At 67.2% G+C, this 14,075-nt stretch carries 14 protein-coding genes and 1 pseudogene; 8 read left to right on the top strand and 7 right to left on the bottom strand.

From position 1 onward, the window contains the following. Positions 1-31 precede the first annotated feature (31 nt). Genes OH686_RS20655 through phnE form a run of 4 tightly spaced genes read left to right on the top strand, consistent with a single transcriptional unit; the run spans position 32 to position 3,262 of the window. Entirely contained in the window at positions 32-883 is an 852-nt protein-coding gene (locus OH686_RS20655) for a putative selenate ABC transporter substrate-binding protein (RefSeq protein WP_289534898.1), read from the top strand. After that, positions 880-1,677, top strand: a complete 798-nt coding sequence (locus OH686_RS20650) for a phosphonate ABC transporter ATP-binding protein (RefSeq protein ID WP_289534896.1) — start codon at positions 880-882, stop codon at positions 1,675-1,677. The genes OH686_RS20655 and OH686_RS20650 overlap by 4 nt, the downstream gene beginning before the upstream one ends. Further along, positions 1,671-2,498 (top strand): PhnE/PtxC family ABC transporter permease, encoded by an 828-nt coding sequence (locus tag OH686_RS20645; protein WP_289534894.1) that lies wholly within the window; start codon positions 1,671-1,673, stop codon positions 2,496-2,498. The genes OH686_RS20650 and OH686_RS20645 overlap by 7 nt, the downstream gene beginning before the upstream one ends. After that, a complete protein-coding gene (phnE, locus tag OH686_RS20640; protein WP_289534893.1) occupies positions 2,495-3,262 on the top strand; it encodes a phosphonate ABC transporter, permease protein PhnE in 768 nt (255 codons plus the stop codon). Before OH686_RS20645 ends, phnE begins: the two co-directional genes overlap by 4 nt. A gap of 157 nt (positions 3,263-3,419) precedes the next feature. On the opposite strand, the gene OH686_RS20635 is transcribed toward phnE, so the two are convergent. From OH686_RS20635 to OH686_RS20625, 3 genes are all read right to left on the bottom strand, one after another. Continuing rightward, positions 3,420-4,394, bottom strand: coding sequence for a GGDEF domain-containing protein (locus tag OH686_RS20635; protein WP_289534891.1), 975 nt, complete (start codon positions 4,392-4,394; stop codon positions 3,420-3,422). A gap of 46 nt (positions 4,395-4,440) precedes the next feature. Next, entirely contained in the window at positions 4,441-4,854 is a 414-nt protein-coding gene (gene arfB, locus OH686_RS20630) for an alternative ribosome rescue aminoacyl-tRNA hydrolase ArfB (protein WP_289534890.1), read from the bottom strand. A 76-nt stretch (positions 4,855-4,930) separates the two neighbouring features. Then, positions 4,931-6,313 carry a CSLREA domain-containing protein gene (locus tag OH686_RS20625; protein WP_289534888.1) on the bottom strand — a complete coding sequence of 461 codons (1,383 nt, stop codon included), beginning with the start codon at positions 6,311-6,313 and terminating at the stop codon, positions 4,931-4,933. Between the two features lie 521 nt (positions 6,314-6,834). Here OH686_RS20625 and OH686_RS20620 point away from each other — a divergent pair. Next, positions 6,835-7,578 carry a GlxA family transcriptional regulator gene (locus OH686_RS20620; RefSeq protein WP_289534886.1) on the top strand — a complete coding sequence of 248 codons (744 nt, stop codon included), beginning with the start codon at positions 6,835-6,837 and terminating at the stop codon, positions 7,576-7,578. A 21-nt stretch (positions 7,579-7,599) separates the two neighbouring features. On the opposite strand, the gene OH686_RS20615 is transcribed toward OH686_RS20620, so the two are convergent. The 4 genes from OH686_RS20615 to edd all read right to left on the bottom strand — a co-directional run bounded on the left by OH686_RS20615 (position 7,600) and on the right by edd (position 11,215). Further along, positions 7,600-8,022 (bottom strand): VOC family protein, encoded by a 423-nt coding sequence (locus tag OH686_RS20615; RefSeq protein WP_289534884.1) that lies wholly within the window; start codon positions 8,020-8,022, stop codon positions 7,600-7,602. Between the two features lie 10 nt (positions 8,023-8,032). Then, positions 8,033-8,455, bottom strand: a complete 423-nt coding sequence (locus OH686_RS20610) for a YciI family protein (protein WP_289534882.1) — start codon at positions 8,453-8,455, stop codon at positions 8,033-8,035. Between the two features lie 226 nt (positions 8,456-8,681). Then, positions 8,682-9,395 (bottom strand): 6-phosphogluconolactonase, encoded by a 714-nt coding sequence (pgl, locus tag OH686_RS20605; RefSeq protein WP_289534881.1) that lies wholly within the window; start codon positions 9,393-9,395, stop codon positions 8,682-8,684. Further along, the gene (gene edd / locus OH686_RS20600; protein ID WP_289534879.1) at positions 9,392-11,215 is read right to left on the bottom strand and encodes a phosphogluconate dehydratase; all 1,824 of its coding nucleotides are present in this window, start codon (positions 11,213-11,215) and stop codon (positions 9,392-9,394) included. Before edd ends, pgl begins: the two co-directional genes overlap by 4 nt. A 137-nt stretch (positions 11,216-11,352) precedes the next feature. On the opposite strand from edd, the gene OH686_RS20595 reads away from it, so the two are divergent. The 3 genes and pseudogenes from OH686_RS20595 (at position 11,353) to OH686_RS23435 (ending at position 14,065) form a co-directional block, all read left to right on the top strand. Continuing rightward, positions 11,353-12,396, top strand: a complete 1,044-nt coding sequence (locus tag OH686_RS20595; RefSeq protein ID WP_289534878.1) for a metal-dependent hydrolase — start codon at positions 11,353-11,355, stop codon at positions 12,394-12,396. A gap of 61 nt (positions 12,397-12,457) precedes the next feature. Next, a pseudogene (locus OH686_RS23440) lies at positions 12,458-13,210 on the top strand (MCP four helix bundle domain-containing protein); the annotation flags it as partial. Next, the gene (locus OH686_RS23435) at positions 13,202-14,065 is read left to right on the top strand and encodes a methyl-accepting chemotaxis protein (RefSeq protein ID WP_502942824.1); all 864 of its coding nucleotides are present in this window, start codon (positions 13,202-13,204) and stop codon (positions 14,063-14,065) included. The pseudogene OH686_RS23440 and the gene OH686_RS23435, both read left to right, overlap by 9 nt. The last annotated feature ends 10 nt before the right edge of the window (positions 14,066-14,075 follow it).

The following is a 14,075-nucleotide window of genomic DNA, read 5'->3' as shown; positions in this document are numbered from 1 at the left end:
GCCTTTTCCGCTATTGAACCGGAGAATCCTTATGCTCAAGCGTACCCTGGCGCTCGCCGCCGGCTTTGCCCTGTCCCTGTCCGCCCTGACCACCCATGCCGCCGATGTGCTGAAGGTCAGCGCCATCCCCGACGAGGCCCCCACCGAACTGCTGCGCAAGTTCAAGCCGCTGGGCGCCTACCTGGAGCAGCAACTGGGCATGAAGGTCGAGTTCGTCCCGGTCGCCGACTACCCGGCCGTGGTCGAGGCCCTGGCCACCGACCGCCTGGACCTGGCCTGGCTCGGCGGCTTCACCTTTGTCCAGGTGCGCCTGAAGACCGGCAACGCCATCCCGCTGGTACAGCGCGAGCAGGACGCCCAGTTCACCAGCAAGTTCATCACCGCCAACCCGGAGGTGAAATCCCTGGCCGACCTCAAAGGCAAGACCTTCGCCTTCGGCTCCATCTCCTCCACTTCCGGCAGCCTGATGCCGCGCTACTTCATGCTGAAGGACGGCATCAAGCCGGAAACCTACTTCAGCCGCATCGGCTTCTCCGGCGCCCATGACGCCACCGCCGCCTGGGTGCAGGCCGGCAAGGTCGACGGCGGCGTGCTCAACGCCAGCGTATGGGACAAACTGGTCGCCGCCGGTAAGGTCGACACCAGCAAGGTCAAGGTGTTCGCCACCACCCCGGCCTACTACGACTACAACTGGACCGTGCGCGGCACCCTCGACCCGGCGCTGGCCGAGAAGATCAAAAAAGCCTTCCTCGCCCTCGACCCGGCCAACCCGCAGCACAAGGCGATCCTTGACCTTCAAGCGGCATCGCGCTTTATCGAGACCAAGCCGGAAAACTACAAGGGTATCGAGGACGCCGCCCGCGCCGCCGACCTGCTGAAATGAGCCTGCGCCTCACCGGCGCTGACCTGCGGCACGGCAATGGAGTCCACGCCCTGCGCGGCGTGGACCTGAGCATCGCGGCCGGCGAGCGGGTCGCCATCATCGGCCCGTCCGGCGCCGGCAAGTCCAGCCTGCTCAGCCTGCTGGCCAGCGCCCTGCAGCCCGGCGGCGGCAGCGTCGAGCTGCTGGGGCAGAATCCCTGGCAGCTCTCCGCCCGCGCCCGCCAGCATCTGCGCACACGCATAGGCCTGATCCACCAGGCGCCGCCGCTGCCACCACGGCAACGGGTGGTCACCGCCGTGCTGGCCGGCAAGCTCGGCCAGTGGGGCCTGGGCAAGAGCCTGCTCAACCTGCTGCATCCGCTCGACATTCCTGGCACCAGGGACGTCCTCGCGCGCCTGGACCTGACCGACAAGCTGTTCGCCCAGTGCCAGCAGCTCTCCGGTGGCCAGCTGCAGCGGGTCGGCATCGCCCGCGCGCTGTACCAGGACCCCGAGCTGCTGCTGGCCGACGAGCCGGTGTCGGCCATGGACCCGGTGCTCGCCGACCACACCCTCAGCGTGCTGTGCCGGCATGCCGAGACGCGTGGCGTGACCCTGGTCGCCAGCCTGCACGCGGTGGACCTGGCGCTGGCGCACTTCCCGCGCATCATTGGCGTGCGCGAGGGCCGCATCGCCTTCGACCGCGCGGCCGGCGAAGTCACCCAAGAGCTGCTCGACGCCCTCTACGCCAACGAGCAGCTGGTGTCGCCACAGGCGCCGGCGGTGACCCTGACCCTGCAGATTCCGCGATGCTGAGATCTGACAGCCGCGACCCCGCCGCCTTGCCCCGGCTGCTGCTGACGGTGCTGGCCGTGGTGTTGCTGTGGCCGGGCATCCAGCTCGCCGAGCTGAACCCCGGCGTGCTGCTGCAGGCCGACAGCCAGAGCGAGATGGGCCGCTTCGTCGCTGCCTTTTGGCCGCCGGCGCACACGCCGGAGTTCCTCCAGCTGCTGCTCGACGCCACCCTGCAGACCCTGGCCATCGCCACTGCAGGCATGGCCCTGGCCCTGCTGGTGGCGATTCCCGCCGGCCTGGCCGCCAGCCGCGCCCTGTCGCTGTCGGCGGCCTCGCGTGGCGGCCGCCCCAGTGCGCTGGGCCAGGCCCTGCGCTGGCCGGTGCGCGGGTTGCTGATCTTCCTGCGCAGCGTGCCGGAGATCGTCTGGGCGCTGCTGTTCGTCCGCGCCGTCGGCCTAGGCCCCACCGCCGGGGTGCTGGCCATCGCCATCACCTACGCCGGCATGCTCGGCAAGGTCTATGCGGAGATCCTCGAGTCGGTCGACCAGCGCCCCATGCACGCCCTGCTGCAGGGCGGCAGCGGCCGTCTCAGCGCCTTTGTCTACGGCCTGCTGCCGAATGCCGCCGCCGAGCTGACCTCCTACACCGTGTACCGCTGGGAATGTGCGATCCGCGCCTCGGTGGTGATGGGCTTCGTCGGCGCAGGCGGCCTGGGCCAGCAGATCGACCTGTCGCTGCGCATGTTCGCCGGCGGCGAGGTGGCCAGCATGCTGCTGACCTTCCTCCTCCTGGTGCTGCTGGCCGACGCGCTGAGTCGCGTGCTGCGCGGGAGGCTGGCATGAATCGGCTGGTCAATCTCGCCCTGCTGCTGGCGATTCTCGCCGCAGTGATCGCCTCCTTCGCCTACCTGGGCCTGGACCTGGCCGCGCTGGGGCAGACGGACAACCTGCGGCACATGGCCGATTACGCCGCACGCTTCCTGCAGCCTGACCTGAGCGGCGGGCACCTGCTGGCCATCGGTCGTGGCGCGCTGGAGACCCTGGCCATGTCCGCCCTCGGCACCCTACTCGCCGCCATCCTCGGCCTGCTCCTGGCGCTGCCGGCGGCCGGGCGCTTTGGTGCTGTCGCCCAGGGCCTGGTGCGCCTGCTGCTCAACGGCCTGCGGGCGATTCCGGAGCTGGTGTGGGCGGCGTTGATGGTGCTGGCCGCAGGCCTCGGCCCCAACGCCGGCACCCTGGCCCTGGCGCTGCACACGGCCGGCGTACTCGGCAGGCTGTTTGCCGAAGCGCTGGAGAACACCCCCACGGCGCCGGCCGAGGCGATCCGCCTGCAAGGCGGCAGCCAGGTCGCGGCCTTCTGCTACGGCACCCTGCCCAACCTGTGGCCGCAGCTGCTGGCCTATTCGCTGTACCGCTGGGAAAACAATATCCGCATGGCCAGCGTGCTCGGCTTCGTCGGCGCCGGCGGCCTGGGGCAGATGCTCTACGTCAGCCTCAGCCTGTTCCAGGAAGCGCAGGCCAGCACGGTGATCCTGGCCATGCTGGTGCTGGTGTTCGCGGTGGATGCCTTGAGTGGCTGGACGCGGCAGCGCTGGGTGCGGGCTTAGCGCTTATCCGCCGCGTGCTTTCGGGCGGGGTGCTATTGGTGAGCTCCGCTGGTGGGCTGTCGCTTCGCTCCGAGACCACCCTACGCACGGATGAAGCTGCCTGTTCTGCCGGATTACATCCGGGCTACGCAGAGCGCTGCCTGTGAGCAACCGAATCTCAGGCCTGGCAGGCGTCCGCATCGCCGCTGCCACAGTGCCCATGCAGTAGGCGGTCGCGGCCCTGCTGCTTGGCCTGGTAGAGCAGGCGGTCGACCGCCTCGATAAAGGCCAGTGGCGTGTCGCCGGCCTCGGGGATGATGGTGCCGACGCCCAGGCTGACCGTGACCAGCTGCGCCACGTTGGACTGCTCGTGGGCGATCTGCTCCTTGCGCACCAGCTTGCGGCAGCGCTCGGCGATCTTCTTCGCCGATTCGCCGTCGGTTTCCGGCAGCACCAGCACGAACTCCTCGCCACCGAAGCGCGCCACGCAGTCGCGCGGGCGTGCCGCGGCGCCCTGCAGGGCCTGGCCAATACGCTTGAGGCAGTCATCACCACGGATATGGCCGTAGTGGTCGTTGAACTGCTTGAAGAAGTCGATATCCAGCAGAATCAGCGACAGCGGCCGGCGCGTGCGCTGGGCGTTGCCCCACTCGATGTCGAGGATCGAGTCGAACATGCGCCGGTTGTTGATGCCGGTCAGGCCGTCCTTGTAGGAGTACTCTTCCAACTGCTTCTGCAGGGCCAGCAGCTGTTCCTCGGTCTTCTTGCGCTCGCTGATGTCGAACATGAAGCCGACCAGCGCCTCGGTCTCGCCATTGGCATCGCGCATCACGTGCACCACGTCGCGAATCCACACATAGTCGCCGTCCTTGGTCAGCGCCCGGTAGTCGGCCTCGTGGTCGATGCCGCACTGGGACTGGGCGATGCAGAAGTTCACCACGCGCTCGCGGTCTTCCTCGTGGATGCGCTCGGCCCAGTCGTTGGCGCTGATCCAGCTCTGCTGGGTCCAGCCCAGCAGCGGCTCGATCTGCGGGCCGATATAGGCGAAGGTCATGGTCTTCCAGTCGATCTTCCAGGGAATCGCCTTGGTCGACTCCAGCAGGGTCTTGTAGACGGCGTGGTCGTCCGGCTGGGGCAGGATGGGATCGAGCATGGCGGTACTTCCGAGGGCAATACGGCAGAAGCTATGCCGGTTTGCCTCAGTAGTCCACCTTGCCGCGCCCGGCCTTGATCGCTCCGCGCTTGCTCTTGCCTTCCAGGCGGCGCTTCTTCGAGCCGAGGGTCGGTTTGGTCGGGCGCCGCGCCTTCTCGGTCTTGCCGGCATTGCGGATCAGCTCGGCCAGGCGCTCCAGGGCATCGGCGCGATTCTGTTCCTGGGTGCGGTACTGCTGGGCTTTGATGATCACCACGCCGCCTTCGGTGATGCGGCTGTCGCGCAGCTCCAGCAGACGTTCCTTGTAGAACGGCGGCAGCGACGAGGCCTGGCTGTCGAAACGCAGGTGCACGGCGCTGGAGACCTTGTTGACGTTCTGGCCGCCGGCGCCCTGAGCGCGGATGGCAGTCAGCTCGACTTCGTCGTCGGGCAGGTGAACGCTGTTGGATATCACCAGCATGGGCAGCAGGCACCGCAGGAAAAATGAGTGCCCAGCATACCCCGACTGCGAAGCCGGTGCGGATGCCTCTGCTCGCTCAGGGGTAGGCCCGCTCGTAGGCACCCAGATCGCACACGGCCAGACCGTCGCCGTTGCCCTCACGTGGCCGCCTCAAGCCACGCTGATCGACGGACGCGCAGCTACCCACCCCCGCATCGATGGCGGGACTGTTGCGGCGCAAGGCATGGGTTGGGGTTGTGCCGTTGTTGTCCGCCAACTGATAGAAGACGGTGCTAATAGCGCTGGCGCTATCTACCAGCGAGTCCGCCGTGCAATTGCTTGGGCTGGTACCGGTGCCCAGCAATAGGCCAACAGCTTTGTAGGAGAAGCTGCCGCCATTGCTGCATTCCAGATAAGTGCCAGGAGTCTCACCCATATTGCCGGCGATGATGCTGTTGCGAATCAGCGTACTGCCGCTGTTCAGCAGACCATAGCCGCCTGACGATCTGGTGATCGTGACATTGACCAGTTGCAGACGAGCAACCACGCCTGGGTATTGGGGAAAAGAACCATTGACGATAGTGGCGCTCTGGAAGTGCTGCATGGCATTGCCACTGAAGGTGCTGTTGAAGACTTTCAGATCGCCATTGCGGCTATTGTTGATGGCTGCACCTTCGTTACCGTGGTTATACAGAAAACTGCTACCCCCTACGGTGGCAATGCCTTCGTTGTAAATCGCGCCGCCAAGCCCTGCTTCATTGTCGTCGTAGGCCCAATTACTGAGAAACAGGGTATCTCGCACCGTCAGAGTTCCAGACCGCCAATTCAGGATTGCGCCTCCCAGTCCAGCGCAGCAGCTGGACCCGTTGCGGTTATTCTCGAAACGGGAAGAATGCACTTCCAGCACACCCGAGTTGGAAATAGCGCCGCCGCCACCTCCATCAGCGTCCCCACTCCATGCGGTATTGCCTGAAAAGACCACACTCCTTAACAAGGCTTGGCCATGGTTCTCCAGCGCACCGCCATAACGCCAGGTCTTACCGTTGCTCAGCGAGACGTTCTGCAGAACCAGCTTGACGCCAGCAAAAACCTCTAGCAAACGATCACTTGCCTCTGCCGTACCATTGATGATGGAAGATTGGGGATCGACCCCGACGATGGTGAGTGAATCATGAACGTCGAGATCGCCATTGAGATTGTCCTCTTCGTCGGTCGGGAAGGGTTCTTCCTCATGTTTATCCGTAGGCAAGGTGAGCGAATAAGTATCCACGCCGAGCACGATGGTATCCCCCCCGGGCAAGGCGTTGGCCGCCACGACCGCCTCGCGTAGCGAGCAGTCGGAGTCGCACGCACCGTCGAGACTGTCAGTCGGCTTGCTCACCACAAACGTAGCCGCATGACTGAGCGAGGCCCCCATACAGAACGAAAGTACGCAGGTAAGGGCAACTGATCGATATTGGAACTTCAGCAGGTTATGCATTCTGGCCTCCGTGGCGCAGACAGACCCGTAATGCGGTATCGGGGATGGGTTAGCTTTACAACTGTCTGGAAAAATCTCTGTTTCCAGAGGGTACGAAACGCACAGGACTGCACTAGGCGTCAGGTTCAATCGATCAGTGAAGGCGCGTTCATAAAACCCCAGGCTCCGCTGGCCAAACCGTCGGCCACGACTACCTGGCCGCTTCACGCCACGCTGATCGGTTACCTTGCGAAAGCGCTGCTGCCCGTCGGCACACCGGCTCGCAGCAACGAGTGCTAGACGCGGCGAGCGGCCGCCTCGTACCTATAGTCCGGTGTGTCGCCGCTTTGGTTGCACAAGGATGGCTGGCTGAGCGGTGGCTGCGCTCGAAAACGGCAGCATAGAGTGCAGATGCCGCTCTCGAGCCAGGCGCTCAGCCATGGCTGTATCGGTCGGGGAAACCGGAGACAGGATGAGGTTCGCGCATCATGAGCCGCGACGTTGGCTGCGCAAGCGCACTGGCGGATGGTGACTAGCAGCTGGTGCTGCTCTCCTCCGCGCATATCGCGCCCTCTTCTGCCGACAACGGAGCGCTGTCCGCCGCCCTGCGCCAGCAGTACCAGCGCGGCGCGGTGCTGGCGAGCATCTGCACCGGCGCCTTCGCCCTGGCCGAGGCCGGTCTGCTGGATGGCCGCGAGGCCACCACCCACTGGGGCTTCGTCGAGCTGTTCCGCCGGCGCTTCCCGCAGGTGCTGCTGCAACCGGAACAACTGGTGACCCACAGCGAGCGGCTGTTCTGCTCCGGCGGTTTCCATGCCTACCAGGACCTGTGCCTGCGCCTGATCGAACACTTCTGCGACTTCGAGCGCGCCGAGCAGACCGCCCGCGCCCTGGTGCTGCAGGGCGAACGTCCGTCGCAGCTGCCGTACAGGCGCTTCGACCTGCACAAGCAGCACCAGGACGCGGCCATCCGCAAGGTGCAGGAACATATCGAGGCGCACTACGCGCAGGCCTTGGGCAACGCCGAGCTGGCTGGCCTCGCCCACCTGAGCGAGCGCCAGTTCAAGCGCCGCTTCCAGGCCGCCGTCGGCGAAACCGCGCCGCAGTATCTGCAGCGGGTGCGGGTGGAGATGGCCAAGCAGGAGCTGCGCAGCTCCCGCGAGCCGGTGGAGCGGATTGCCGACCGCGTCGGCTACAGTGACGCGGCCTTCTTCCGTCAGGTGTTCCGCCGTCACACCGGGCTGATCCCCCAGGACTACCGGCGCAAGATGCAGCGCAGCGCCTGAGCGATCAGCCCGCGTGGCGACTCAGGCGGGCACCTGGCAATCGCCGGAGAAGTTGATCATCCATGGCACGCCGAAACGGTCGGTGAGCATGGCGAAGCCCTCGGCCCAGAAGGTCTTCTGCAGCTCCATCTGCACCGAGCCCTGGGCCGACAGCGCGCGGTACAGGCGATCGGCATGGGCCATGTCGTCGGCCTGGATCGAGATGTGGCAGCCCTTGATGCCATCGTAGGGGTCGCCCGGCATGGTGTCCGAGCCCATCAGCAACTGGCCGTCGCGGTTGAGGCTGGCGTGCATGGTGCGGTCGCGGTGCTCCGCCGCCACATCGCCGCAGGCCGGGCTGCCCTCGAAGGGCATGATCAGCAGCTCGCCGCCCAGCACCTCGGCGTAGAAGCGGAAGGCATCGGCGCACTGTCCGTCGAAAATCAGATAGGCGTGGATATTCATCTGGGTCTCCTTATTCCGCGGCAATCCGAGCGCGCAGACGCTCTTCCTGTTCACGCAGCTCCGGGGTGAATTCCTCGCCGAAGTCCTCGGCCGAGAAGATCTGGCGAATCTCGATCTCGCTGTCACCCGGCATCGGGTTGGGGCAGCGCTTGACCCACTCGATGCATTCCTGCAACGAGGCCACTTCCCACAGCCAGAAGCCGGCGATCAGCTCCTTGGTCTCGGCGAACGGGCCGTCGACCACACTGCGGTTGGCGCCGGAGAAGCGCACGCGCGCGCCCTTGCTGCTCGGGTGCAGGCCCTCGCCGGCCTTCATCACGCCGGCCGCCACCAGCTCCTCGTTGTATTGGCCCATGGCCGCCAGCAGCTCCTCGCTGGGCATCACACCGGCTTCCGAATCGGCAGTGGCCTTGACTATCACCATGAAACGCATCGTCGTTCTCCCTGATTGGCGCCCGCCACAATGGCGGGTCTGTCCATTGGTCGAACGACAGTGAAGCAGATCGACAGGGGCACGAAAAAAATTTCAACCAAATGGTCAACCCACCGTGGCCTGCATCACGAGCTGCCCAGCTATGGGAGAGGGAATACCCAGCCAGCCCTGTAGCCCGGATGCAATCCGGGATCGGAGCCGCCCGCTTCCCCGGGTTGCATCCGGGCTACGGGCACCAGTGAATCTGCAACGGCGGGCGCAGCAGCGCGCGGATCGGCAGCTCTTCGAGCGGCCCCGGCTGCAGGGCACGGGTCAGCACGGCCAGCTTGGTCGCCCCCTGGATCGCCAGCAGCGCCAGGCGCGCGGTGGCCAGGGCCGGTAAGGTCAGGCTCAGGCGCTCGTGTGGCGCGGCGGGTGCGTGCATCGCCAGCAGCCGGCGTGAGCAATCGTCACGCAGCGCCTCCGCCAGGTTGGGGCTGCCGGGAAACAGCGACGCGGTGTGGCCGTCGTCACCCATGCCCAGCACCAGCACATCGATAGGCGGCAGCCCGGCCACGCATTGCTCGGCCAGGCCCGCGGCCTCGTCCAGGCTCTGCGCCGGGTGATACAGGCCGAGCATGGTCGCCTGGGCCGCCGGCCCCTGCAGCAGATGGCGCCGTACCAGCGCCTCGTTGCTGTCGGCATGGCTGGGCGGCACCCAGCGCTCGTCGGCCAGGCTGACCTGGACCTTGCTCCAGGGCAGCTCCTGGCGCGCCAGGCACTCGAAGAACGGCACGGGACTACGCCCACCGGAGACCACCAGCAGCGCCCGCCCGCGTTCGCTCACCGCCGCTCGCAGACCTTCGGCCACCTGCTGCGCCAGGGCCTCGGCCAGCAGCGCCGGCGTCTCGTACTGGTAGCCCGGTACACCGAGCGGCATCAGCAGCGAGGCCAGGCTCATCGCAAGGCGCTCAGGCTGGCGGTGAAGGCGCTGGCGCCCTGCTCCGCCGGGCTGAAGGCGGCGCGCATGAAGGCGAACAGCTCGCGGCCGCAGCCGATTTCCGCCGGCGGCGGCGTGGCCAGCTCGCGGGCCTCCCATTCGGCTGCGTCGACCAGCACCTGCAGTTCGCCGTTGCGGCCGTCGATGCGGATACGGTCACCGTCGCGCACCTTGGCCAGCGGGCCGCCGTCGAAGGCTTCAGGGCAGATATGGATGGCCGCCGGCACCTTGCCGGAGGCGCCGGACATGCGCCCGTCGGTGACCAGCGCCACCTTGTGCCCGCGATCCTGCAGCACACCGAGGAACGGCGTGAGCTTGTGCAGCTCGGGCATGCCGTTGCAGCGCGGGCCCTGGAAGCGCACCACGGCGACGAAGTCGCAATCCAGCTGGCCGGCCTGGAAGGCGTCGGCCAGCTGCTGCTGATCATGGAATACCCGCGCCGGCGCCTCGATCACATGGCGTTCCGGCGCCACGGCGGAGAGTTTCATCACCCCGCGCCCCAGGTTGCCCTGCAGCAGGCTGAGGCCGCCCTCGGCGGAGAACGGCTGCGCCACCGGGCGCAGGATGCTGGTATCCAGGCTGACCGCGGCGCCTTCGCGCCAGACCAGGCGCTCGCCGTCGAGGAACGGCTCCTGGGTGTAGCGCCGCAAACCGCGACCGGCCACGGTGGCGACGTCCTCATGCAGCAGGCCGGCGTCGAGCAGCTCGCGGATCAGTAGCGCGGTGCCGCCGGCGGCGTGGAAGTGATTGATGTCGGCCTTGCCGTTGGGATAGACGTGGGCCAGGGTCGGCACCACCTCGGACAGCTCGGCCATGTCCTGCCAGGTCAGCTGAATGCCGGCGGCCTGGGCGATGGCGGGCAGGTGCAGGGTGTGGTTGGTCGAGCCGCCGGTGGCATGCAGCGCCACCACCGAGTTGATCAGCGCGCGCTCGTCGATGATCTCGCCCAGCGGCAGGTACTGGCCACCCTGACGGGTCAGGCGCACCACCTGCTGCGCCGCCTCGCGGGTCAGGGCCTCGCGCAGCGGCGTGCCCGGGTTGACGAAGGAGGCGCCGGGCAGGTGTAGGCCCATGATCTCCATCAGCATCTGGTTGGTGTTGGCGGTGCCGTAGAAGGTGCAGGTGCCGGGGCTGTGGTAGGCGGCCATCTCCGAGGCGAGCAGCTCGTCGCGGCTGGCCTTGCCCTCGGCGTAACGCTCGCGCACCTCGGCCTTCTCCTTGTTGGACAGGCCCGAGGGCATCGGCCCGGCCGGCACGAAGATGGTCGGCAGGTGGCCGAAGCGCAGGGCGCCGACCAGCAGGCCGGGGACGATCTTGTCGCAGATGCCCAGACAAAGGTTGGCGTCGAACATGTTGTGCGACAGCGCCACGGCGGTGCTCATGGCGATGGTCTCGCGGCTGGCGATGCCGATCTCCATGCCCGGCTCGCCCTGGGTCACGCCGTCGCACATGGCCGGCACGCCGCCGGCCACCTGGCCGACCGAGCCGATCTCGTGCAGCGCCGCCTTGATCCGCTGCGGGTAGTCCTCGTAGGGCTGGTGCGCCGAGAGCATGTCGTTGTAGGCGGTGACGATGGCCACGTTGACCGCATCGGGCAGGCGCAGGGTCTGCTTGTCCGCGCCGCTGCAGCCGGCCACGCCGTGGGCGAAGTTGGCGCACTGCAGCTTGCCGCGCTGCGGGCCCTGGTCGGCGGCCGCGGCGATCATCGCCAGGTAGCGCTGGCGGGTGGCACGGCTGCGCTCGATCAGGCGCTCGGTGACTTCGAGGACGCGCGGATGCATGGGAAGGCTCCTGGGGGCTTTGCAATACCGACACTGTAACCCCGCCTGCAGTTGAAATCTTTCGTCGGAATTTCCCGGCTGCCGCCCGCCGCGCCCGGCGCTAAGTTAGCCGCCTAGTTTTCCTTGCGAGAATGCTCATGGACTCGATCACCCAGGCGGTACTCGGCGCCAGCATCCAGGGCGCTCTGCTCGGCCGCTGGCAGGGCCGCCGCGCCCTGCTCTACGGCGCCATGCTCGGCACCCTGCCCGACCTCGACGTGATCATCGACTACGGCGACGCCGTGGCCGACATGACCTACCACCGCGGCTTCAGCCACTCGCTGCTGGTGCTGAGCATCCTCGCCGTGCTGTTCACCGCCCTCGCCCGCTGGCTCAGGCCCAACCCGGCCTATTCGACGCGCCGGCTGTTCCTCGCCATCTGGCTGGCGCTGATCACCCATCCATTGCTGGACGCCTTCACCAGCTATGGCACCCAGCTGTTCTGGCCACTGCAGACACCGCCCGTGGCCTGGTCCTCGGTGTTCATCATCGACCCGCTGTATACGGTGCCGCTGCTGGTGGCGGTGATCGTCGGCCTGGTGCGTGGCCTGCGTGACAAGCCGCAGTGGCTGGCAATCACCGCCCTGGGCCTATCCAGCGTCTATCTGGCCAGCACCCTGGCCGGCAAATGGATGGCCGAGCAGCGGGTGCAGGACGTGCTGGTCGAACGCGGCATCCAGGCCGACGTGCTCTTCAGCACGCCGACGCCGTTCAACAGCCTGTTGTGGCGGGTCACCGTGATCGATGGCAGCGACTATCACGAGGCGCTGGTGAGCTGGTTCGACGACCGTCCGCCCCGGCTCGAACGCATCCCGCGCGGCGCGCAACTGGCCGAGCTGCTGGAGAATTCGCCGCAGCACCAGCGCCTGCAGTGGTTCACCCACGGCGTGCTGCGCTACGACCGGATCGGCAACGAGCTGATCGTCACCGACCTGCGCCTGGGCATGACCGGCTACCACCCGTTCCGCTTTATCTTCGCCGAGCACCGTGGCGGCCGCTGGCGACCGCTGCCGGTGGTGGACCGCCTGCCATTCAACCGTGGCGAACCGGAGCGCCTGCTGGTGCTCTGGCGCAGGATCTGGGACCAGGCCGAGCCAGTGGAACTACTGAGCTGGGCCAGCGCTCTGCAAGGAAAACCCTGAGTACGTCGGCCGCTGTCCCTGGGCTAGGCTTGACGGAAAGCCGGCAGTCGGAGACAGCAGCATGAACATCCGCCAGAAAATGATCGCCTGCGGCGCCATCAGCGTGGTCGCCGCCGCCCTGCTCGGCGGCGTCGGTTACTGGGGGCAGATGCGCCTGGCCGAGGTGATCGCCAGCAGCGAGCTGAGCGTCAGCGCCCTGCGCAACCATCTGGAAGGCGACATGATGCATGACGCCCTGCGCGCCGACGTGCTCGCCGCCTTCTACGCCCCGCCCGGCGACACGGCCGCCGCCGAGCAGGTGCGCGCCGACCTGCGCGAACACAGCCAGTGGTTCCAGCGCACCATGGCGGCCAATGCCGAGCTGCCGCTGAGCGAGGAAATCCGCCGCGCCATCGGTCAGTCGCAGCCAGCGCTCAACGCCTATATCGCCCAGGCCGAGCGCATCGTCGGCCTGGCCCTGCAGGACCCGCAAACGGCGCGCGCCGAGATGCCGGCGTTCGAGCAGAGCTTCGGCGAGCTGGAGGAGAAGAACGAGGCGCTCAGCGAACTGATCGAGCAGCACGCCAGCCAGGTGCGCAGCGACAGCAGCGCGGCCACCGAGAAAGCGGCGTGGCTGCTGATCAGCGGCATCCTGCTGGTGTGCCTGCTGCTCGGCCTGCTCACCAGCCACCTGATGAAGACCGTGCTGCGGCCGCTGGGCAAGACCATGGCCGTGGCCCGCGCCATCGCCCAGGGCAACCTGCGCAGCGTGATCCAGGTGGAGAGCGACAACGAGGCCGGCCAGCTGCAGCAGTCCCTGGCCGACATGCAGAACTACCTGCGGCAGATGATCGAGACCATCCGCCGCGAGAGCGAGCAGCTGCAGAGCACCGCCCAGCACCTGAGCGGCGCCTCGCAGAGCATCGTGCACAGCTCGCGCGAGGAATCAGACAACGCCACCAGCATGGCCGCGGCCATGGAGCAGATGATCCACAACATCGCGCAGATCGCCGACCACGCGCGCAACGCCAAGGACATCTCGTCCCAGTCCGAGCAGCTGGCCAGCAGCGGCGGCCAGGTGATTCTCGGGGTGGTGGACGGCATGAGCCGCATCGCCGAGGCGGTCAACGAGTCGTCCAATACCATCACCGCGCTGGGTCAGTCGTCCGAGGAGATCCACTCGATCATCCAGGTGATCAACAGCATCGCCGAACAGACCAACCTCCTCGCCCTCAACGCCGCCATCGAGGCGGCGCGGGCCGGCGAGGCCGGGCGCGGCTTCGCCGTGGTGGCCGACGAGGTGCGCAACCTGGCCGCGCGCACCGCCCAGTCGACCCAGGAGATCACCGGCATGATCGAGCGTATCCGCAACAGCACGGCGCAGGCGGTGAACAGCATGCAGGCCGGGGTGACGCGGGTGAACGACGGGGTCAACCTGGCGCGCCAGGCCGGCGAGTCGATCAGCGAGATCCGTGGCGGCGCCCAGCGCGCGGCCTCGGTGGTGGAAGAGATTTCCCACACCATCGGCGAGCAGAGCAAGGCCAGCAGCGAGGTGGCCCAGCGCGTCGAGCAAATCGCCCGCATGTCGCAGCAGAACAGCCAGACGGTGGGCGAACTGGCCGCCGCCGCCCAGCGCCTGGACAGCGTGGCGCGCAGCATGCAGAACTCGGTCTTGCAGTTCCAGACCTGACGGCTGAGAT

Source organism: Pseudomonas sp. SO81 (assembly GCF_030374125.1).
Lineage (GTDB): Bacteria > Pseudomonadota > Gammaproteobacteria > Pseudomonadales > Pseudomonadaceae > Aquipseudomonas.
This window is presented reverse-complemented; position numbering and strand designations above follow the sequence as displayed.

What these genes read in the sequence shown, in the direction of transcription:
- OH686_RS20595 (WP_289534878.1), top strand. Translation starts at nt 11,353, where the DNA reads ATGGACTCGATCACCCAGGCGGTACTCGGCGCCAGCATCCAGGGCGCT.
- OH686_RS20655 (WP_289534898.1), top strand. Translation starts at nt 32, where the DNA reads ATGCTCAAGCGTACCCTGGCGCTCGCCGCCGGCTTTGCCCTGTCCCTG.
- OH686_RS20615 (WP_289534884.1), bottom strand. Translation starts at nt 8,022, where the DNA reads ATGAATATCCACGCCTATCTGATTTTCGACGGACAGTGCGCCGATGCC.
- OH686_RS20625 (WP_289534888.1), bottom strand. Translation starts at nt 6,313, where the DNA reads ATGCATAACCTGCTGAAGTTCCAATATCGATCAGTTGCCCTTACCTGC.
- edd (WP_289534879.1), bottom strand. Translation starts at nt 11,215, where the DNA reads ATGCATCCGCGCGTCCTCGAAGTCACCGAGCGCCTGATCGAGCGCAGC.
- arfB (WP_289534890.1), bottom strand. Translation starts at nt 4,854, where the DNA reads ATGCTGGTGATATCCAACAGCGTTCACCTGCCCGACGACGAAGTCGAG.
- OH686_RS20610 (WP_289534882.1), bottom strand. Translation starts at nt 8,455, where the DNA reads ATGCGTTTCATGGTGATAGTCAAGGCCACTGCCGATTCGGAAGCCGGT.
- phnE (WP_289534893.1), top strand. Translation starts at nt 2,495, where the DNA reads ATGAATCGGCTGGTCAATCTCGCCCTGCTGCTGGCGATTCTCGCCGCA.
- OH686_RS20645 (WP_289534894.1), top strand. Translation starts at nt 1,671, where the DNA reads ATGCTGAGATCTGACAGCCGCGACCCCGCCGCCTTGCCCCGGCTGCTG.
- OH686_RS20635 (WP_289534891.1), bottom strand. Translation starts at nt 4,394, where the DNA reads ATGCTCGATCCCATCCTGCCCCAGCCGGACGACCACGCCGTCTACAAG.
- OH686_RS23435 (WP_502942824.1), top strand. Translation starts at nt 13,202, where the DNA reads ATGCAGAACTACCTGCGGCAGATGATCGAGACCATCCGCCGCGAGAGC.
- pgl (WP_289534881.1), bottom strand. Translation starts at nt 9,395, where the DNA reads ATGAGCCTGGCCTCGCTGCTGATGCCGCTCGGTGTACCGGGCTACCAG.
- OH686_RS20650 (WP_289534896.1), top strand. Translation starts at nt 880, where the DNA reads ATGAGCCTGCGCCTCACCGGCGCTGACCTGCGGCACGGCAATGGAGTC.